Genomic DNA, 19,650 nt, shown 5'->3' with positions numbered 1-19,650 from the left:
GCCGGTGGTGGGCCGGCCCCGGCGGGCCGGACGCTGCCCGAGGACCAGGCGTTGTTGTCGGTGCGGGGGTTGCAGAAGGTCTACCAGACCGATGCCGGGCCGATCGAGGCGGTACGGAATCTGACCTTTGATTTGGGGCATAACGAGCTGGTGTGCCTGGTGGGCCCGTCGGGGTCGGGTAAGACCACGTTGCTCAAGTGTATTGCCGGGTTGATGGGGGCCACCAGTGGCCAGGTGCGGCTCGATGGGCAGAAGGTGGTTGGTCCGCCGAAGAAGATGGCGGTGGTGTTCCAGGAATACGGGCGTTCGTTGTTCCCGTGGTTGCGGGTGGCGGAGAATGTCGAGTTGCCGTTGAAGAATGCCGGGGTGCCCAAGGCGGAGCGGAAGAAGCTGGTGGCCGAGGCGCTGGAAGCGGTGGGGTTGGATCATGTGCCCAAGTCCTACCCGTGGCAGCTTTCCGGTGGGATGCAGCAGCGGGTGGCGATTGCCCGGGCGGTGGCGTACCAGCCCGAGGTGTTGCTGATGGATGAGCCTTTCGCGGCGGTGGATGCGCAGACCCGTGCGGATTTGGAGGACTTGATCCGTTCGGTGTGGAAGAAGTTGGGGGTGACGGTGTTGTTCGTGACCCATGATATTGATGAGTCGGTGTATCTGGGTCAGCGGGTGATTATCCTGTCGTCCTCGCCGACGGTGGTGCAGGAGGATTTGGTGATCGATCTGCCCGATGAGCGTGATCAGTTGGAGACGCGGTCGTTGCCGCGGTTCACCGAGTTGCGTCATCACGTGTATGAGCAGATCCAGTTGGCGAAGAAGGGGCATCGTCCGGAGCAGGCTACGACGAAGGTCATCACCAATCCGAAATAGCTGTTGAAACGGGCCTGCGCGTAGTGCGGGGCTCTAGTCCGGAAGAATCCCGGTAGGCCAGATGCCTACCGGGATTCTTCGACTGTGAACCGAGGACCAGGACATGGCCACACGAGGTAGCGGCCGCCGGTTTCCGTGCTTACTTCTTCAATGTCAGTTCGATGATCTCCAAGATATACGGTGCGACGATACTGCGTGAGATGCGTAGATCCAGCACCAGCGTGCCTTGGGCACCAGCCGAGACCCATTGCTGGACCTCCTCGATGTCCTGCATGGTCTTGACGACCAGACCCTTGGCGCCGAATCCCTCGGCCAGTTTGGCGAAATCCAACTGGTCGATTTCCATGATCGCCTCGTCGAGTCCCTGCGAGCCGTACTGGTGGATTTCGGCCCCATAGCAGCCATCGTTGAAAACCAGTACGACAGCGCTAGAAGCGGTGCGCACCAGCGAATCCAGATCGGGTAACCCCATGACCCCGCCTCCGTCGCCGGTGGCGACAACGATCGTTGCCTCGGGGCGGGCGATCGCGGCGCCGGGCGCGGAAGGCAACCCCAACCCGATGGATTGGTATTGTGTCCCCACCATGGTCAGGCAGTCCGGTGCAGGCAGATCGAAATAGTAACTGGACCAGCCAATGAAATGACCGCCGTCGGAGACCACCTGTCGATTGGCCGGGAGGATCTCATTGAGTCGCACCATGGCCGTGCGGGGGTCCAACAGGCCATCGGGTGCCTGGCCGGTCCCCGGATCCCTGTCGAAATTGAGCCGGGAACTGCGCGCGTGCTCGGCCAGCCCCGCCCAGCGTACCGGAAGGTCCTGTGGCTCCGGCAGGTGTTCCAACAACGCGTGGACCGCCTCAACGGCTTCGGAACGGAAGTAGCGGTCGACCCGCTGGTTCGTCGCCTCAGGCAGCACATCGATTTGCAGCAGGGTGCAGTCCGGGCTGAACTGGGTGCCGAACGCTGTGGTGAACTGGTTCAGCCCGGCCCCGACAGCCAATACCACATCGGCTTGCCGGATCAGTTCCGAGGATGTCTCCGAGGCGAACCCACCACAGACCCCCACATCGTAGTTCTGACCGGCAAACGTCCCACGGGCCGGCGCGGTGGTGGTGGTTATCGCTCCGATCCGTTCGGCAAGCGCACCCAGCTGGGTTGCGGCCATGCTGGCCCCGCGTCCGGCAAGGATCAGTGGGCGCTGTGCGCCCTGTAACAGGCCGGCGAACGCTTCCAGCTGGGAGGAATCCACCGGCCATCCGGTCGTTTCCTGGTGGACAGGAGAGGACGCGACTTCGTCTGCGGCCGGTGCACTCGCCAGGTCGTAGGGAATGAACAAGACAACCGGAACATGTTCGGAACCGGCGATGGAGAAGGCCTGACGGGTGATGGCCCGGGGTGAATCGGCATCAACGGTTAGGGTTCGGGCACCGACCGACTGCGCAAGTTGGACCTGGTCCACGTCCCAGGGGCGACGACCCGTGGTGGGTTCACCGCCCACTACGAAGACCAGCGGAGTACGGGAGCAAACCGCCTCGGCCAGCGGGGTCAACGCGTTGGTATATCCCGGCCCGTAGGTTGTCGTCGCCACGGCCGTGCGCCGGGTGATGCGCTGATAGGCATCGGCCGAGGCAACGGTGGCCGCCTCGTGACGTACGGCGGTCAACCGTACCCGGTCTTGCCGAGCCAGGGCATCGGTGAAATACGCGTTGCCGTTGCCCATCAAGGCGAAAACCTCGGTGGTGTGATCGGCGACGACACCGGCTATTGTTTCTGAAACGGTGTGCATGGGCAATGCTCCTAGGAAGATTCGAGGGTAGCGGACTAGATCGATCCACCATGTGCGGTGATGGCACGGGTCGCGATCTCGGTGACGGTCTCCAGATGGCGGCGCACCGCGGCGCGTGCCCCCTGGGAGTCCTGCGCTACGGCCGCGTTGGCCAGCATCAGCAGATTCTTGTGATCCAGCATTTGCGTCCACTCGTCCTGAGACAACAGCTGGGACCAGAGCGCTGCGGTGGACATTTCCTCATATGCGCCAAGGAGCTGCGATGAAGGGGACAACCCGATCAGCCGGCGGTGGAAAACCCTGACGGCTTCAATGTACCCGTCCAGGTCGAGACCGTTGTCCCCATCCAAGGCCAGCACGAGTGTTTGTCGTGCCTCCTGGAGTGTTTTGAGTTGATCGGCCCCGGCGTGGGGCAGGTAGGTGTCGATCACGCCGACTTCGATGGCAGCTTGGGCTGCGAAGAATCCGTGGGCAATCTCCGGGGTAATCGCTGCCACCGATGTTGAGCCGTCAGCGGAGCGATGCACCAGCCCTTCCGATTCCAGGCGCACCATGGCCTGGTGGACGTATTCGCTGCGGGTACGCAGTCGTTCGGCCAGGGCCGCGGCGTCCAGGATGTGGCGCACCGGGGTCTGCCTGCGCAGGATGTGTTGACGCAGGTCCTGGTAGGCCCTCTCGACGGCGTCATGTTCGAACCGGCCGAAAATTCCCCGGTAGTAGGTAAGCGGTTCGCCGGGATTGGTGACCGTGTCTATGACTTCGCCCATGAACACGGTGTGGGTTCCGCCGACGGCAGTTTCGGTGACCCGGCAGGCAATAGTGGCCAGCGAGCCGTCGATAACCGGTGCACCGTTCGGGGCCGAAGACCAGGAGATCCCGGCGAACTTGTCGGTGCCCTTGCGGGCGAAGGCCAGGGCCGTCGAGTCCTGTTCCTGGCTCATGATGTTCACTGCGAAAATCCCCGAATCCATGACCTTGTCGTGCGTTGCACTGCTCCGGTTGAGGCAGACCAGCATCATCGGGGGATCCATTGACAACGATGCCACGGCCGATGCCGTAGTACCGGCGGGGGTGTCATCGCAAGTGGTGGTGATGACGGTGACCCCGGTGGCGAAGTAGCCCGCCACATTGCGGAATACCGCCTCGTCGACAAGGTCGCTGGAGGGAATCTGGGATTGTGAGGATTTCACGGCCGTTCTCCTGATCTGGGTAGCGCGATCCGGGGATCACGTGACACCGGAACATGGTGTCAGAAACAATTGTTACCGAAAAAGTGTTGCGTACGCCACAGTACACCCGTATTGTAACTTTTGTTACTGAGGCTGTTCGGGCTTCTGAAATCCCCAATTTCATTTCAATTAAGGCTAGGTACGTCAATGACTGTCAGCTATCTCTCTCCGGTGGGAATGCTTGGAGGCGGGTTCACGCAGGAGTATTTTGAATCAACCATCCGGCACCGTCCGTTGGACTTCGTGGCTGTGGACTCCGGTTCCACCGATGGAGGCGCGAACAACCTGGGGGAGGACAGGTTCTTCTTCTCGCGTGATGCCGTCAAACGCGATATGCGGCTATTGCTCAAGGAAACCCGGCGCAAGAACATCCCGCTGCTGGTGGGATCCTGCGGCGGTTCGGGCGGCAACTGGAACCTGAACTGGATGTGGGAAATCGTCCAGGAAATCGCCTCCGAGGAGACTCTGAGCTTCACTACCGCGTTGATCCCGGCCGAACCCGATCGGGAAGTGCTGGTTCGCAAATACCGTGAAGGCCGTATCAAGCCGCTGGACCCGGCTCCGCCGATTACCGAGGAAACGCTGCGTGATACGCACCGGATCGTCGCGATGATGGGTGCCGAACCATTCCAACGTGCCGTGGAAGCAGGCGCTGACCTGGTATTGGCTGGACGTGCCAGTGACGCGGCCCTGATGGCCGCAATCCCGTTGATGAAGGGTGTAGACCCGGGTCTGGCCTGGCATGCGGCCAAGATCGCCGAATGCGGTGGTGCCGCTGTCACCCAGATGACCAAACCCGAGGGGATGATCTGCACCTTCGAGGAGGACTACTTCACACTTGAGCCGGTGAGCCCGGAGCAACAGTGCACCCCGATGAGCATTGCCTCCCATGCCCTGTACGAGACTTCTAATCCAGTTAGCATGCCCGAGCCGGGGGGCACCATGCTCCTTCACGACGTGAAGTATGAGGCTCTGAACGACCGCATCGTGAAGGTGTCCGGTAGCCGCTTCGAGAAAGCGGATGTGTACACCGTCAAGTTGGAAGGCGCCGGGTTCCAGGGTTACCGTGCGGCCGTCCTCGGTGGGATCACCGATCCGGTGGTGCTGCGCAACTTCGATGACTGGTTCGAAGAAGCCAAGGCCGGGGCCGATTACGCAATGCGCCGAACCTTGGGAGATGAGAAAGCCGATCAGTGCGCCACCAGCTTCCGGGTCTACGGACGCAATGCAGTGCTTGGCGAGCGCGAAACGCGCACCTTCGCCAATGACCATGAGGTCGGGGTCTTCATGGTGACCGTGGCACCTACCCAGGAACTGGCCAACAGCGTGATGGCGACCATCAGCCACACCATCTTGCACTACGCGGTTCCACAGTGGCATGGGCTGGTATCGAACCTGGCGTTCCCCGAGGCGCCACATGAAATCGAGCTGGGCCCGTCCTATTCGTTCGTCCTAAACCACGTGGCCGAGCTGGATGACCCGATGGAGTTTTACCCTATTGAATTCAAGGAGATCTGATCATGCCGACACTTGGCTCTTTGGCCCAATTGATCCGAAGCAAGAACGCAGGACCATGGAAGCTGACCGTGGATGTGATGCTCCCGGATGTCCAAACCTATGAATGCGTCGTTGAATCCGGGGTATTAAATGCCGCCAAGATCAGCGAACTATTCGGTATCGAAGCGTCGAAAGTGGAAATCTACCATTATCCGCCGGCCAACGCGATCAAAGTCAGTTTCCCGCGATTCCGCCCGAACGGGCACCCGGACGACACCGATCTGTTCGGCGGGCAGCAATTCGCTCCACTGGTGGACCTCGAAGTTCCCGTGGAAAACCAGTCCAGCAGGATAAATTCCCCACTACCCGCAATGGCGCGGGAATTCTAGGAAGGTCTGTCATGAAGTCCAAAACCACTCGCCGGATTCTTGCCACTGCCACCGCAGCGGCCGCTTTGGTCCTGACCAGCTGCGGCAGCTCGGCCAACCCCTCCTCGGAAACTGCTGGGGCCGAAGGTGAACTGACCGCCGTAACCATCAGCATTCCACCCTCGGTCTTCGCCGCGCCGATGCATCTGGGACTCTCCGAGGGCATCTTCGAGAAGCACGGCTTCGATGTCACCTTGCAGCCGGGAACGTCCATGGCTGAAATGATGCCGCTGCTGATGAACGGTGAATCGCAGTACATCTTCGCGGATCTGCACAACACCGTGATCGCCAAGGAGGAAGGCATGCCGATCGCGGTGGGTGCGCCCAACGGGGTCAACGCACAAACCGAACCTCAGGAGAAGGGCTTCGCGAACCTGATGGTGGCCGAGGACTCGGGCATTGATCAGCTCAAGGACCTTGAAGGGAAGAAGATTGGCACGAATTCCATCAACGGGCAGGCGCAACTGGACAACATGTCCTACCTTGAATCCAAGGGCGTGGATGTCTCCGATATCCAGTGGATTGCCGTTCCCACCCAGCAGGCCGTCGCTGGCCTGAAACAGGGCCAGTACGATGCGATTACCATTGCAGAACCCGGCGGCAGCGGGGCACTACTGGGTGGCGGAGTCAAACTGATCGGATCGGCCGATGCGGCAATCCCCGGTGCTCCCATGTTCGTGTTAGCCGCCCAGGAATCCTACCTGCAGGAAGATCCGGAACGTGCCTCACGCTTTCAACAGGCCATGATCGAAGCGAACAAGCTGACCAATACCGACCGCGAGGCCGTTGAGAAGTCGCTGGGTTCCTTCATGGACCTGCCTGAAGAAGTCATTGCTGCCACTGTCCTTCCGGGATTTTCCGAGGCGCCATTTGAAGCGGCCAGCGCCGAACCGGTGATTGAACGCCTCAAGGCACAAGGAATCCTCCCCCAGGACAGCACCCCCGACCTCGACGCGCTGTTCCCGGTGAAATGATGTTGTACGGGTATCAGGAGAAACAATGACGACCCAACAAGTGACACCCCGCAAGGCGGTGGATCTGCAGCAAATCGCCGTTCCAGCCCGGACCCGGAGCAAACAACGACGCTGGCACCGTGACCTGGCAACACAAACCGGTGTGGTCGCAGCCGCGCTAGTGCTGTGGCACATATTTTCGCTGTCGGAGATGGCGCAGAAGGCGGGTATGCCCTCACCCATCGAGAGCCTGACGCGATTCGTTGAATTGCTGGGAGTCTCCGTCTTTTGGCAGTCGATTGGTGCCACGATTATCAGTTGGTCCATTGCGCTGCTATTGAGTTTGGGGGTGGGCATACCTCTGGGCATGGGGATCGGCCGTTCACGTCGTGCAGCAGACAGTGGCAGGTTTCTCATCGACTTCCTGCGTACCATCCCGTCGCTGGCCATCATCCCCTTGGCCCTCCTGCTATTGGGGCCGACCCGCGGCATGGTGATCATGGTGGCGACATTCAGTGCCGTATGGCCGGTCCTCATCCAGGCGATCTACGCCGCAGAACATTCGGACCCGGTCCTGTCGCGGGTAGCCCGCTCCTTCCGCCTGAAGTGGACGGACAAGGTCCGGTACGTGCTGGCCCCGGAGTTCCTGGCTTTCTTCTGGCCGGGCGTACGCATGGCGGTAACCGCGTCATTGCTGGTGACTGTCGGTGCCGAACTCATCGGCGGCGCACCGGGTATCGGCCAAGCGATACAAGCGGCCTTGCTGGTCAACCAGCAGGCAAGCATGTTCGCCTACGTTATCGCGGCGGCACTGTTGGGCTTGGGGATCAACGCGGTACTGATGTTGGTGCAGCGCAAGCTGCTGTGGTGGCACCCCTCCCTGCGAAAGGACCAGTGATATGGCACTGAATGTACCGACAAAGACCAGCTCCCGATCACGGAAACGGCCCTGGTTCAAGACCTTGCTCTGGCAGTCCTGGCTACCGCTCAGTGCACTGGCAGTGATCTGGGTGGCCAGCGAGCAGAGCACCTCGGTGTATTTCCCGCCGGCCGCCGAGGTTTTCCGCAAAATCTCGATCGTCTGGTTCCCGGATGCGCTGGTCACCGACCTGCTTCCGAGCCTTGGACGGCTGGTACTCGGTTTTGCGTTGGCTGTGCTGCTCGGCATCGCGATTGGCGTGCTGCTGGGCTTGTTCCGGTCGGCAGAGACCGCAGTTCGTCCGCTGACCGAGACTGCCCGCGCGATTCCTGGGGTGGCGCTGCTTCCCATCGCGATGATGTTCTTTGGAACCGGGGAAAGCATGAAACTGGTAATGATCGTCTTCATAGCGATGTGGCCGATCGTGTTGAACACCATTGAGGGGGTTCGATCGGTGGACCCGGCCCTGCGCAATGTCATGGCGTCATTCCGGATCACTGCGCTGGACCGCTTCCGCAGCGTATACCTCCCGGCAGCAATGCCACAGATCTTCTCCGGCGCCAGGATCTCCCTGGCCATCGCGGTGGCCGTGATGATCGCCGTGGAAATGTTCGGAACCCCGGGCGGGATCGGGTACTTCATCCGTGACGCGCAACAGACCTTCCGGATCATCGACATGTGGACCGGCCTGGTCATCCTGGGTCTGTTCGGATATACACTCAACGTGATCTTCCGTGCTCTGGAGGACCGCGTACTGCGCTGGCAGAAGCGCATGGCCAAGCACGTTCAAGGAGAATCATGAGCAGCAACAACGGGAAGAACACGTCGTCGGACCGGCCGATATTCGAGATCAGCGGCTTTTCGTTTGCCTACGGGGAAACGAAAATCCTGGAGAACGTCAACTTCGCGGCAAATGCGGGGGAGTTCGTATGCATCGTTGGTCCTTCCGGAGCCGGCAAAACCACCTTGCTCCAGTGCCTGGCTGGATTGCGACAGCCAACTGGGGGAGAAATCCGGTTCAAGGGTGAACAGGTCACGGCACCGCCGGCAGAACTAGCGGTGGTCTTCCAGGACTATTCGCGTTCGCTGATGCCATGGTTAAGCGCGCTGCAGAATATTGCCCTTCCGCTCAAGAGCGCAGGACAGGGCAAGAAACAACGCGAAGCCAAGGCGCTGGCGGCGCTTGAGGAAGTCGGGTTGGCAGCCGCTGCTGATCTCTACCCGTGGGAACTGTCGGGTGGCATGCAGCAGCGCGTGGCCATCGCCCGGGCGCTGGCCTACGAACCGGCCCTGGTGATCATGGATGAGCCCTTTGCCTCCGTTGATGCGCAGACCCGTGCCGATCTGGAGGATCTGACCCTGCGCATCAAGGACCATCTGGGGATCACGGTGGTGTTGGTGACTCACGATATCGATGAAGCGGTGTACCTCTCGGACCGGGTGGTGGCACTGTCCGGACGGCCAGCCACCGTAGTGGATGTCGTAGACGTCAACCTGGGCAACCAGCGAGACCAGATCACCACCAAGGAACGTCCAGAATTCGCGGGATTGCGTTCGCGACTTTACCGGCTCATCCGGCGGCCCGAACAACAAGCGCCGGCCGCGCCGGCCGCCGCCGAAATCCACTAGGAACCAGAAGGAAGATCATGCAAACTATACCCACATTGATTGGTGGAGAATTCGTCCAGGCCAAGAGTGGTCTCTACATCGAGTCCGTAAGCCCCTCCACTGGTGAGGTGCTGGGCCGAATTCCACGACTGGATAAGGAAGACGTCGACCTGGCCGTAGAAGCGGCGGCTGAAGCCTTCAAGAGCTGGCGTCGCACCAAGGTACAGGAACGTATCGCCCTAGTGCATGCGCTCGCCGACCGGCTTGTCGAGCGGGGTGAAGAGCTGGCACGGCTTGATGCCATGGACAATGGGACACCCATTTGGGTCATGCGACGCATCGTGCAGATGGCCAGCAACTTCATGCGCTACCAGGCGAATCTTGCCACAGAAGTGCACGGTTCCACGGTGCCTGATGAACATGACCACCTGAATATCTCGGTGCACGAACCCTACGGGGTCACGGCCCGGATCGTGCCGTTCAACCACCCGTTGATGAATGCCACGGTGAAGATCGTGCCCGCTCTGGTCACCGGCAATACGGTGTTGCTCAAACCATCGGAACATACCTCACTGTCGACCTTGGAACTGGCCAAGGATTACGCAGAAATCTTCCCGCCGGGAGTCATCAACGTCATTACCGGATACGCACACGAGGCCGGTAACGCCATCGTGGACCATCCCGAAGTCCGCAGAATCGCATTCATTGGCGGAGCGGCCGGCGGTCGGGCAATCCAGGAACGGGCGGCCCGTGCAGGGGTGAAGAATGTGACCCTCGAACTTGGTGGCAAGAACCCGCTGGTGGTGTTCCCGGACGCCGATCTCGACGCGGCAGCCGACGCGGCGGTGCTGGGGATGAATTTTGGCTGGCAGGGAGAGTCCTGCGCATCAACATCCCGTCTGCTGGTCCATGAATCCATCCACGACGACTTCGTGGCCCGGGTGGCCCAGAAGATCAACGAGCTGGTACCGGGCGATCCGCTGGACGAGAATGCGGGAACCGGTGCGATCACCAGCCAGCCGCAATACGAAAAGGTACTCAGCTACATCGAGCTGGGCAAGACGGAAGGGCGCCTGGTCGCAGGTGGGGCACCGGCTAATATCGCGACCTTGGAGAAGGGGTTGTTTGTCGAGCCGACGATGTTCGACCGCATCGAACCCGGTGCCCGCATCGCACAGGAGGAGATTTTCGGACCGGTGCTGGTCGCCATCAAATTCACGGACTACGACGATGCCATTCGCATTGCCAATGACATTGAATACGGGTTGACTGCCAGCGTATTCACCCAGGACTACGCTACCGCCCAGCGTTTTGCACGGGATGTGGAAGCCGGATACGTCTGGGTCAACACCGTCTCCCGGCTCATGCCTGGCACCCCGTACGGCGGGATCAAGAACAGCGGGATCGGCCGGGAAGGGCACTTGGAAGAGCTCTATTCCTTCACGAACACGAAGAACATCACCTTCAAGTTCTAGAAGGGGCCACTACCCAGACCCCAAGAAAAGACACGCAACGCACGATACTGAAAGGCAGCACAGTTATGGAATACCGCGAATTTGGTCGAACCGGGTGGAAGGTCTCATCACTGATGATGGGAACCATGCAATTTGGCGGAGACTGGGGAGACCAAGATGATGCGGACTCGGTCCGCACCCTGCATGCGGCATTGGACGCAGGAATCAACTTCTTCGACACCGCGGATATGTATGGTTTCGGCCATGCCGAACAAATGGTGGGCGAAGCCGTCAAGGGGCGGCGCGACAAGGTGTACATCGCCACCAAGTTCGGGTACCAGTGGCAAGAGTACGCCGAGGAATGCGGACGCCAGTCGCGCATCTATTCCGGAGGGTTCGTTCGAAAGGCGATTGAAGGCAGCCTGCGCCGGCTCGGAACTGATTACATCGACCTGTACCAGGCCCACAACTGTCCTCCGGAGATGCTCGCATCGGACGAATGGTGGGCGGAGATGGGGCAACTGGTCGAGGAAGGCAAGATCCGTTCGGTCGGGGTCACCGTGGGCCCGGGCGACTTCGGGACACCGGATGCCATCGAAGCGGCCAAGCACCCTGAATGTGGCTCGGTCATGATCGCCTACCACCTGCTGTCGCAAAACCCGTCCCGTGTGGCCTTCCCGTTCATGAAGCAGCAAGGTGTGGGAATCATTTCACGCGGCCCGCTGGCCATGGGACTGTTGACTGGGGCCTACGACGAGAACACGGTGTTTGCCGACAACGACACCCGGCGGCTGTGGCACCGGGACGATTACCTGCGTCGGTTACGTCAGGCCAGGGAGTTCGATTTCCTGGTTGAAGGCCCGGTACAGTCCAAGGCCGATGCGGCATTGCGGTTCGCGTTGTCGAACCGGGACCTGTCGACAGTTCTGGTCGGGATGCAGACTCCGGAACAAGTCGAGCAGAACGTCCGCGTGGCCGAACTCGGCGGTTATGGGGTCGACGAACTGCAGCGTGTCGCCGAGCTCTACGACTCCTGGGATGAACATGAGTCACGGCTGCCGACAATGATCAAGAAATAGGGTAAAAGGAACACCGCCGCGGGAGAATTCTTCCGGGGCGGTGTTATTTCTGACAGAATCACAAGAACTGGGAACGCCACGGATGACCACCTTGCCGTGGCCCAGCAGTCTCACGAAAGGACAGAATGATATGGCCAAGAACCTCGTACCCCCGGTACGTGAAGAGGTCCTCCGGGGTATCTCACCGGTCTTCCAGGACGTCATCAACCTGACGAGGATTGGTGGCATTCTCAGTCGTCCGTTCTTCCAAACCTACGCCCAGAATTATTCGTTGACTTTGAACGAGTGGAGGGTGGTGGTGGTTGTGCATGCCATGCCCGGAGTGGCCGGCCTCGACGTCAGCCAACGAACCGGGATCCATCCCATGAATGTGAGCCGGGCGGTATCCAGTTTGCGTGAAGCAGGCCGTATCACTTCGGAGCAGGATCCGGATAATCACCGCCGACAACTATTACATCTAACGGCTGCGGGGGAGGAACTGTACCAGGCGTTGTTTCCCAGCGCGCAGATGCAGGCCGAACGCCTGTTCTCCATCCTTGACGCCCAGGAACAGGAAACCTTCAGTAAGATTCTCCACCGGTTGTACGAGCATGCGGAAACCCTGATGGGAGAAACCCCCGAAGGTGAATCCGGCTACCGGGAGTAGGTGCAGGAAATTTCCCGTCATGGGTAGTCCCTGGCAGTACGGCGGGCCGGGATGCGCAACGCATCCCGGCCCGCCGTACTGATACGACATACGCAGGTCACACGCTATCTCCCACCGGGAACCTGCGCACCCCGCGAGCCAGCCCATGAACGGCAGCGGAGCGATAGCCGGGACTGTCTGAACGCAAGGGTGTCGTTGCTTCGCAAATAGCTGCGAATCCCAAAGACCCACAGGACCACGGTGGGGTGGGATGCGGCGCACATCCCACCCCAACCTACCGTACCGTTGGACGCGAGTCGCTATGTCCTGCGTACCACGCTCCGGGTTCGAACGCTCACGGAACTCGCTGCCCCATCTGGGCGCGGAGCCGGATAGTGGATTCCTGGTCGAGCACCAGGCCTTCGGGATCATTGTCCGGATCCCCGGTGATGGCGACCCCATACCGAGAAGCGGCGAAGCCGATGCTGATGTACCCGTCACGGACATCTGACAGGACACGTTCCGGTTCCCTGGCCAAGGGCTCTCCCCATCCGCCTCCGCCGTTAGTCAGGTAGCGGAAGACCGCCCCGGCCTCGGTGCTCCAGCTCTTCTGGGCCCCGAAGTAGGCGTACTCCCCGTTGGCATCCACCTTTCCGGTGTCCGGGTCGAACACTCCGGCCACCCGCGTGGCCGTGGCCAGATCGCCATGTTCCCCAGCCTGGTCCCAGAGCCAGACCCCTCCGTTGGTGCCGGAATCGCCACCATTGACACCGAACCCGGTGACTTCACGTACCCGGTCAGGGGTGATGTTGTGGTGTGCGGGAGTCAGCCACATGGTGTCCTTGCATACCGCTGCCCCACCGCGATGGTATCCGGCGCCTAACGTATCTGGTGCGTATTCGCGGTGAAGTACGGCTAACGGAGCGTCGATTTCGCTAACTTCAACAGCCAGATCAAGGCCGTTGGCCTGGAAGAACACCTGGTAGCTATCGGCGTCGCCAGCCTGGGTTGCCCCCCACGGCCCGCGTTCACCGCCGCCGACACCGCTGGAGACCCACGTCTGCCCGGTGGCAGGATCCACCCCGACACCGGTATGGATATTCGGTGAGCCGTAGTCACCGGCAATGGCCTGTTCCCCCAGGACCTTACCCATTGCCTTCATCGTGGCGGTGATGACCGCGTTGCTTGCGTCCCCATACAAGAAGACCACACCGTCCGGTGGCAGGGCGTTGACGATACTGCCATCGGGCATGACGATATCCACCGAGCGGTAGAGTCCTGAAGTGAACGGGTTGGAGGGGTCAAGCAGGTATTTCAACGCGACCCCGACTGCGGTCTTGGTATCCAGGTACGTGCTGTTCACCGATGTCCGGGTTTGCCGAGCCGAACCCGAGAGGTCCACCTCAAGCCGCTCGCCGCGTTTACGCAAGGTGACAACCACAGGATACGACTCGGAATCGTCCAGGCCATCGGCATCAATCAGGCCCTCGCCGCTCCAGTCTCCATCGGGCAAGGCCAGTAACGCCGCAGCGACCCGTTCGGCATCGGCATCGATCATGAACTTGGTGGTACCGTTCAGCGCATCGACACCATAGTGGCCGACGGTGCGTAGCATCAGCTCATTGCCCAACTCCAAGCAGGAGATGATGGTTTTGATGTCATCGCCGATGGTTTCCCCAAACCGGGCGTTGTCCATGATCAGCGACCAGGTCTGCACATCAAGCACCCCTTCGCGAACCAGGGTACGCGGGGAGATGACCAGCCCGTTCTCGTAGATGCTGGTCTTCGTGGCGGAGAATCCCCCGGGCACGGAACCGCCGATATCCAGCTGATGGGCCTTGATGGTGATGAAATTGATGATTTGCGATTCATGGAAGACGGGGCGGATAAACAGCACGTCGTTGACATGTGTTCCGGTGCGGTACGGGTCATTGGCGATGATCACGTCGCCGGGACGCAGGGCATCGTGGCCGTATTCCTCGACCGTGTTCTTCACCGACTCGGTCATGGTGCCGGTGAAGCAAGGCAGTCCCTTGCCCACCACTGGCGTCGGGTAGTTCAGATGCCGCGGCCCGGTTACCGTGGCCCCGAAGTCATACAGGTCGCGCAGCATCGGCGAGAAGGCGCATTGCAACAACTTGGCGCAGACATGGTCCAGCAGGTATTCGAGTCGGTTGGTCAGTACCGTCGCGGTGTATCGGTCGCAACGGTAGCGTTCGTGGAAAGCCTGTTGATCCAGATCCCGAATCCGGGCTCCGGTGCGAACGTGCTGGGTATTGGTTGTCATGGTCAGGTCCTTTCTAGACGCGGGTGATCCGCAGTTCGCCGAAAGCTCCGGCTGTGGCCTTTTGCCCCTTCAGGACCACGCTGGTGCACAGATCCTCTTCGATGATGGCCGGACCGAGGATACTGTGACCCACCCCGAGATGGGAACGCTCATAGACAGGGCTGTCCACGGTCGCCTCCCGGAAGTGCGAGACTGCCCGAAAACCCTTGGGCGTGGGATGGCCCGGACTTGCGGTGGGCGCCGGAGTATACTCGTAGCGCTCCCCGTCCACTATCACCTGAATCCGGTATGTTGCCGCCTGCACGGGAATGGCGGGGAACTTCAGGGAGTTCCTGCGTTCGTACTCGCCATGGAAGGCCTCAACGAGATCATCGATCGTCCCCGCGGAGATCTCCCCGCCCGGTACCTCGACAAACGGTGTCTCCCAGGACTGTCCCACGAGTCGTCCATCGAAACTGCGGCGGATGCTGACCTTGGCCGGGTCGACACCAGTACGCTGGATCAGTTCGTCTTCCATCTCATGGAAGATGGTGTTGATTTTCTCGGCATTCTCTGCGGTCAGCGGCAGGTAGGAGGTGCGGCTGTCGGTAAAGACGGTGTCGGTACTGAGCAGTCCCACGGCGGAGAACAGGCCGGGCGTCGGCGGGATGATGATGTCCTTGACCGGGAGGATTTCCAGCAGGGGTGCCAACAGCATGGGACCGGCGGAACCGTAGGCGACCAGTGAGAAGTCCCGGAGATCGGCACCCTTGCGGATAGCCGCGTTCGTCACCTCCTCAGCGATGTTGTGTACCGCGATACGGTAGGCGTAGTTCACTCGTTGATCGAAACTCAGCGGCGAATCCAGGCTTTCGAACGCTCTCCGGGCGGCATCCAGATCCATTTGGATCTGACCGCCGGCGAAGTCGGTTGGGTTCAGCAACCCCATGAGTGCGCACGCATCGGTGATCGTCGGGACGGTGCCGCCCCGTCCATAGCAGGCAGGTCCGGGGAACGCCCCGGCGCTTTGCGGTCCGACCTGGATATCACCGGTGGAGGTGATGGAAATGACCGACCCTCCACCGGCTCCGACACTTGAGATGTCGGTGGACAAGGCATTGATGACCATGTCGAATTCGATCTCGAAGGAGTCATTGGTAAAGGTTGAGCCGTTCTGGATAAGGGCGACGTCCGTGGAAGTGCCCCCGACATCGCAGCAGATCAGGTTCTCATCGCCGGTGGCCCGCCCCAGCTGGACGCATGAGGCCGCCCCGGCGGCCGGGCCGGCGAACAGGATACGGTTCGGGTTTCGCAGCGCCTCCTGCCAGGGAAGAAGCGAAGCCGTGCAGTCAGCGAAGTTCAGATGCCCGCGGAATCCCTGTTCGCTTAATCCGGTATTCAAGTCGTGCGTGTAGTCCTCGTACATCACCTTCATCATCACGTCGATGACCGTGGTCGAGGCGCGGCTGTATTCCTTGGATAACGGTGAAGTCTCGGAAGAGACCGAGATCGTGATGGGTCCGAGCACTTCTCGAGCGAGTTCCTTGAGCCGTTGCTCGTGTTCGGGGTTGGTATACGAATTGATCAGGCAGATGGCCAGGGCCTCGACCTTACAGCGTTTGAGGACTTCAAGTTCGTTGCGTGCTTGGCTTTCATCCAGCTCGATGAGCACCGAACCGTCGGCCAGTATCCGTTCGGTGATGCCGCGACGAAGGTATCGTGGAACCAGCGGCCTACCTGCCGCATCCCCGAAAGGCCGCCGCCAATGCGGGTTGAGCTGGCCTTCGAAGGGGCGCCAGCCGCGACCGGCATCCAGCATGTCCCGATGCCCCTTGGTGGTCAGGAATCCGACCTTTGGCAGGGACCTGGTGAGAATCGCGTTGAGCCCCTTGGTGCTTGCATGATTGAAGATCTGGGAGTCCTCGACTCCCAGCCGCCTGGCTCCTTCCAACACGGCAAGTTGCGGGTTCTTTGGATCGCTGGGCACCTTGGTGACGTGGATTGTCCCGTCTTTGACTGCCACCACATCGGTGAATGTTCCTCCGACATCAACTCCGAACATCAGACTGTCGCCTTTCCAAATCGTATGGGGGCGCAAAGCCCCAGTGGGCTGTATGAGCCAAAAAGTGCCGCGGGTTCGCGGGAAATCGATTCCAAGCAGGACTGGCATTTGACCACGTTCCACCAGCCACCCTCGCTGAGAACCCGGTAACTTTCCAGTTGGGAAACCCCGCATTCAGGGCAGGAACCGGCAACGTTGGCTCGGGCGGTATTCAGGACGCTGTCCTGGGGGCGGGGATGGACATGCTGTCCCTCGGCGAGGGGCTCGGGGAACCTGGGCTGCGCCCACGGATCACGATCTGTCGTCATCTGTGACTCCTTTAGGGTGTACCTGCTCACGAAGCTTTTGAATACGCTCCTTGCTAACAACTGTTAGTCAGACTAGGTTAGTGACGCAGGTTACGCAATGAGAATTTTCCGCACCCGTGATCGAGTCGCCTGTTTTCGGGAATATTCGCAAAACACGTGACTTTTGTGACCCGGGTCTCTATGCTGGCAGTTAATATCACTAACATTTGTTATTGATGAGGATTTGATTTCCGGTGGATGACTCCAGGGATCTACCATCGCCAGCTGGAAGCACTGCTTGAGGGCAGTGCGCGTGTGGTGGAACGGTAGGTTCCTTGCATAACCGGGGAACCAAGGGAGAGGGCAGGATGGTATGACGACAAATAAGAAGCACATGGCGCTCACCGTTTTCATGATTACCGGTGGCTACCACTATGACAGTTGGCGTAGGCCCGGCAGCCGTGCTGAGGAGCTGGGCTACCTCGATTTGGTGGTCGACATGGCGCGCAAGGCCGAAGCGGCGAAGCTGGACGGGATCTTCTTCGGGGACACCGTTACCGCGGGGAAAGTGCCCGGAGTCGATCCCACGGTGGCCGGACACTATGAACCGTTGACCACGTTGTCCGCGTTGGCCTCCGTGACCAAGCGGATCGGGCTGATCGGCACTGCTTCAACCACGTTCAGCGAGCCTTTCAACGTGGCTCGCCAGTTCAGTGGCCTGGACTCGCTCAGTGCTGGCCGGGCAGGATGGAATGTGGTGACCTCATCCCTGGGGAACGAGAACTATGGGATGGAGCAAATGCCAAGCCCCGCCGAGCGTTACGCGAGGGCCACCGAGTTCGTGGAGGTGGTGACCAAGTTGTGGGATTCATGGGCCGACGACGCGGTGGTAGTCGATCGGGACGGAGGCAGTTGGGGTGATCCCGAACGGATTCGCCGGATCGAGCACCAGGGGAGCTTCTTCGAGGTTGCCGGTCCAATTAACATGCGGCGTTCGCCGCAAGGGCGTCCGGTACTTGTGCAGGCTGGGTCATCGGGTGATGGAATGAGGCTCGGGGCTGCCATTGCCGACATGATCTACACTGCGCAACCGGATATGGTGCTGGCGCAGAAATTCTATGACGAGTTCAAAGACGCGGTGCGGCGCGCGGGACGTAGCCCCGAAGCCGTTAAGATCCTGCCCGGTATTGTCCCGATCATTGGACGCACCGAGAAGGAAGGCCAGGAGATCGCCGCGGAGCTGGCCAACTTGGTGAACATGGACGCTGGTCGCACGATCATGGAGCAGCGGCTGGATATGAGTCTGGCAGATATCGACCTGGATGAGCAGATCCCTGCTGAACGTTTTAATCTTGAGTCTGCCCGTAGCAGCCGTCAACGCACGGAAATCTTCAAGAGACTGAGTGTGGACCAGGGCTACACCCTGCGTGACTTGATCGTGGAGAACGCCCGGGGGCATGGACATGGGTGGATCGTGGGTTCGGCGTCCCAAGCTGCCGACAGAATGGTCCGGTGGTTCGAATCCGGGGCTTGCGACGGGTTCTCGCTCAACTCCCCGTACATTCCCGGAGGCCTGGATGAAATCTGCGAATTGCTGATTCCGGAACTGCAGGAGCGCGGATACTTCCGTACTGAATACGAAGGCAACACGCTGCGCGAGCATTTGGGTCTGGAACGTCCCGGGGCCTGGGATTCCAGCAGCCACCGTGAGGACGCTGTCCTGGGATAGCCGGACGCCGGATCCTGGATATCCTGACCCGCCTTCAGCTGCGTTGAGGGCGGGTCAAATCATTGTGCAGGCCGGCCGCGGTGCGTAGCAACATCGCTTCCAGACCCGGATTGGCGAGCCGTTGATCCGCTCCTTGCGGGTCCGAGGGGACGACCACTGCCAGTGCGCCGACCACCGTCCCCAGTGCCCCGCGCACCGGGACAGCCAGTGCCGTTGACTTCGGATGCACCCAGCCCTGGGATTGGTGAACGCCCGTTTTTCGGATCTCGGCCAGTAGCTGACGCAGGGCTTGATCGGTGAAGTCGGGTTCGATTGCATATCTCGGGCGAGGGAGGGCGACCAATTCACGGCGGCGTTCGGGGGTCGCATGGGCGGCCAGGACCAACCCGCTGGACGAAGCGTAAAAAGGCATCCTCTTGCCGACCAGGGTGTGGTTTACCGTGCCATTGCCGCTGGAGAGGCGTTCGAGGAACAGGACTTCGGCTCCATCGAGGATGCCCAGCTGGCTGTGGTGGCCGAGCGATGCCTGCAATCGCTGCAAATGCGGCAGCGCAGTCTCCCGCAGGCCCACAACGCCCGGAGTGCCGCTGGCAAGTTCCCATAGGTGCACGCCAATCCGGTAGCTGCGATCTTCGGTTCTCTCCAGCAACCCCAACCGCACCAGCTCACGCAACAGCGACGTGGAACTGGACAGCGGAATTCCGGCACGGGAGGCCAGCTGGCTTTGGGTGAGATCCTGTTCTCCCGGGGCAAAGGCTTCCAGGAGCCTGACGGCACGCTCAAGCGTTGAAATACCAGCTGATGATCTTGCCATAACTACGAATGATACGTATTCACATAGGTTCTGTGAAGCAGTGACGGCAC

General features: G+C 60.5%; 16 protein-coding genes. 11 read left to right on the top strand and 5 right to left on the bottom strand.

Going from position 1 to position 19,650, the window contains the following annotated elements:
- The first annotated feature begins 33 nt into the window (after window positions 1-33).
- Window positions 34-864, top strand: a complete 831-nt coding sequence (locus tag OK351_RS15755) for an ABC transporter ATP-binding protein (RefSeq protein WP_265160906.1) — start codon at window positions 34-36, stop codon at window positions 862-864.
- A 139-nt stretch (window positions 865-1,003) separates the two neighbouring features.
- Here OK351_RS15755 and OK351_RS15750 read toward each other — a convergent pair whose 3' ends face one another.
- Window positions 1,004-2,650, bottom strand: coding sequence for a thiamine pyrophosphate-binding protein (locus OK351_RS15750; RefSeq protein WP_265160894.1), 1,647 nt, complete (start codon window positions 2,648-2,650; stop codon window positions 1,004-1,006).
- Window positions 2,651-2,685: 35 nt separating this feature from the next.
- A complete protein-coding gene (locus OK351_RS15745; protein WP_265160891.1) occupies window positions 2,686-3,840 on the bottom strand; it encodes a flavin reductase in 1,155 nt (384 codons plus the stop codon).
- A gap of 186 nt (window positions 3,841-4,026) precedes the next feature.
- Here OK351_RS15745 and OK351_RS15740 point away from each other — a divergent pair, with 186 nt between their 5' ends.
- The 9 genes from OK351_RS15740 to OK351_RS15700 all read left to right on the top strand — a co-directional run bounded on the left by OK351_RS15740 (window position 4,027) and on the right by OK351_RS15700 (window position 12,463).
- Entirely contained in the window at window positions 4,027-5,397 is a 1,371-nt protein-coding gene (locus OK351_RS15740) for a DUF1446 domain-containing protein (protein WP_265160887.1), read from the top strand.
- 2 nt (window positions 5,398-5,399) lie between these two features.
- Entirely contained in the window at window positions 5,400-5,765 is a 366-nt protein-coding gene (locus OK351_RS15735) for a DUF4387 domain-containing protein (RefSeq protein ID WP_265160884.1), read from the top strand.
- 11 nt (window positions 5,766-5,776) lie between these two features.
- On the top strand, window positions 5,777-6,778 hold the full coding sequence (locus OK351_RS15730) for an ABC transporter substrate-binding protein (RefSeq protein WP_265160881.1): 1,002 nt from the start codon (window positions 5,777-5,779) through the stop codon (window positions 6,776-6,778).
- Window positions 6,779-6,803: 25 nt separating this feature from the next.
- Entirely contained in the window at window positions 6,804-7,655 is an 852-nt protein-coding gene (locus OK351_RS15725) for an ABC transporter permease (protein ID WP_265160879.1), read from the top strand.
- A gap of 1 nt (window position 7,656) precedes the next feature.
- Window positions 7,657-8,478: an ABC transporter permease gene (locus tag OK351_RS15720; protein ID WP_265160876.1), complete on the top strand. Its 822-nt coding sequence runs from the start codon at window positions 7,657-7,659 to the stop codon at window positions 8,476-8,478.
- Window positions 8,475-9,305 carry an ABC transporter ATP-binding protein gene (locus OK351_RS15715; protein WP_265160873.1) on the top strand — a complete coding sequence of 277 codons (831 nt, stop codon included), beginning with the start codon at window positions 8,475-8,477 and terminating at the stop codon, window positions 9,303-9,305. Before OK351_RS15720 ends, OK351_RS15715 begins: the two co-directional genes overlap by 4 nt.
- Window positions 9,306-9,322: 17 nt before the next feature.
- A complete protein-coding gene (locus OK351_RS15710; RefSeq protein ID WP_265160870.1) occupies window positions 9,323-10,759 on the top strand; it encodes an aldehyde dehydrogenase family protein in 1,437 nt (478 codons plus the stop codon).
- 65 nt (window positions 10,760-10,824) lie between these two features.
- Window positions 10,825-11,817 (top strand): aldo/keto reductase, encoded by a 993-nt coding sequence (locus OK351_RS15705; protein WP_306349494.1) that lies wholly within the window; start codon window positions 10,825-10,827, stop codon window positions 11,815-11,817.
- A 130-nt stretch (window positions 11,818-11,947) separates the two neighbouring features.
- Window positions 11,948-12,463: a MarR family winged helix-turn-helix transcriptional regulator gene (locus tag OK351_RS15700; protein ID WP_265160867.1), complete on the top strand. Its 516-nt coding sequence runs from the start codon at window positions 11,948-11,950 to the stop codon at window positions 12,461-12,463.
- Between the two features lie 334 nt (window positions 12,464-12,797).
- Here the strand turns inward: OK351_RS15700 and OK351_RS15695 are convergent, their stop codons facing one another.
- The gene (locus OK351_RS15695) at window positions 12,798-14,729 is read right to left on the bottom strand and encodes a hydantoinase B/oxoprolinase family protein (RefSeq protein ID WP_265160864.1); all 1,932 of its coding nucleotides are present in this window, start codon (window positions 14,727-14,729) and stop codon (window positions 12,798-12,800) included.
- A gap of 13 nt (window positions 14,730-14,742) precedes the next feature.
- Window positions 14,743-16,770, bottom strand: coding sequence for a hydantoinase/oxoprolinase family protein (locus OK351_RS15690; RefSeq protein ID WP_265160861.1), 2,028 nt, complete (start codon window positions 16,768-16,770; stop codon window positions 14,743-14,745).
- Between the two features lie 660 nt (window positions 16,771-17,430).
- Here OK351_RS15690 and OK351_RS15685 point away from each other — a divergent pair.
- Complete coding sequence (locus OK351_RS15685; RefSeq protein ID WP_265160858.1) at window positions 17,431-18,786, top strand: LLM class flavin-dependent oxidoreductase; 1,356 nt, start codon at window positions 17,431-17,433, stop codon at window positions 18,784-18,786.
- 34 nt (window positions 18,787-18,820) lie between these two features.
- Here the strand turns inward: OK351_RS15685 and OK351_RS15680 are convergent, their stop codons facing one another.
- Window positions 18,821-19,600 carry an IclR family transcriptional regulator gene (locus OK351_RS15680; RefSeq protein WP_265160856.1) on the bottom strand — a complete coding sequence of 260 codons (780 nt, stop codon included), beginning with the start codon at window positions 19,598-19,600 and terminating at the stop codon, window positions 18,821-18,823.
- Window positions 19,601-19,650 lie beyond the last annotated feature (50 nt).

Source organism: Glutamicibacter sp. MNS18 (assembly GCF_026107515.2).
GTDB lineage: Bacteria > Actinomycetota > Actinomycetes > Actinomycetales > Micrococcaceae > Glutamicibacter.
Note: the sequence above shows the minus strand (reverse complement) of the source record. Positions and strands in the feature narration are given on the sequence as shown.

What these genes read in the sequence shown, in the direction of transcription:
- OK351_RS15740 (WP_265160887.1), top strand. Translation starts at nt 4,027, where the DNA reads ATGACTGTCAGCTATCTCTCTCCGGTGGGAATGCTTGGAGGCGGGTTC.
- OK351_RS15690 (WP_265160861.1), bottom strand. Translation starts at nt 16,770, where the DNA reads ATGTTCGGAGTTGATGTCGGAGGAACATTCACCGATGTGGTGGCAGTC.
- OK351_RS15750 (WP_265160894.1), bottom strand. Translation starts at nt 2,650, where the DNA reads ATGCACACCGTTTCAGAAACAATAGCCGGTGTCGTCGCCGATCACACC.
- OK351_RS15710 (WP_265160870.1), top strand. Translation starts at nt 9,323, where the DNA reads ATGCAAACTATACCCACATTGATTGGTGGAGAATTCGTCCAGGCCAAG.
- OK351_RS15685 (WP_265160858.1), top strand. Translation starts at nt 17,431, where the DNA reads ATGACGACAAATAAGAAGCACATGGCGCTCACCGTTTTCATGATTACC.
- OK351_RS15700 (WP_265160867.1), top strand. Translation starts at nt 11,948, where the DNA reads ATGGCCAAGAACCTCGTACCCCCGGTACGTGAAGAGGTCCTCCGGGGT.
- OK351_RS15730 (WP_265160881.1), top strand. Translation starts at nt 5,777, where the DNA reads ATGAAGTCCAAAACCACTCGCCGGATTCTTGCCACTGCCACCGCAGCG.
- OK351_RS15735 (WP_265160884.1), top strand. Translation starts at nt 5,400, where the DNA reads ATGCCGACACTTGGCTCTTTGGCCCAATTGATCCGAAGCAAGAACGCA.
- OK351_RS15725 (WP_265160879.1), top strand. Translation starts at nt 6,804, where the DNA reads ATGACGACCCAACAAGTGACACCCCGCAAGGCGGTGGATCTGCAGCAA.
- OK351_RS15715 (WP_265160873.1), top strand. Translation starts at nt 8,475, where the DNA reads ATGAGCAGCAACAACGGGAAGAACACGTCGTCGGACCGGCCGATATTC.
- OK351_RS15695 (WP_265160864.1), bottom strand. Translation starts at nt 14,729, where the DNA reads ATGACAACCAATACCCAGCACGTTCGCACCGGAGCCCGGATTCGGGAT.
- OK351_RS15680 (WP_265160856.1), bottom strand. Translation starts at nt 19,600, where the DNA reads ATGGCAAGATCATCAGCTGGTATTTCAACGCTTGAGCGTGCCGTCAGG.
- OK351_RS15720 (WP_265160876.1), top strand. Translation starts at nt 7,657, where the DNA reads ATGGCACTGAATGTACCGACAAAGACCAGCTCCCGATCACGGAAACGG.
- OK351_RS15705 (WP_306349494.1), top strand. Translation starts at nt 10,825, where the DNA reads ATGGAATACCGCGAATTTGGTCGAACCGGGTGGAAGGTCTCATCACTG.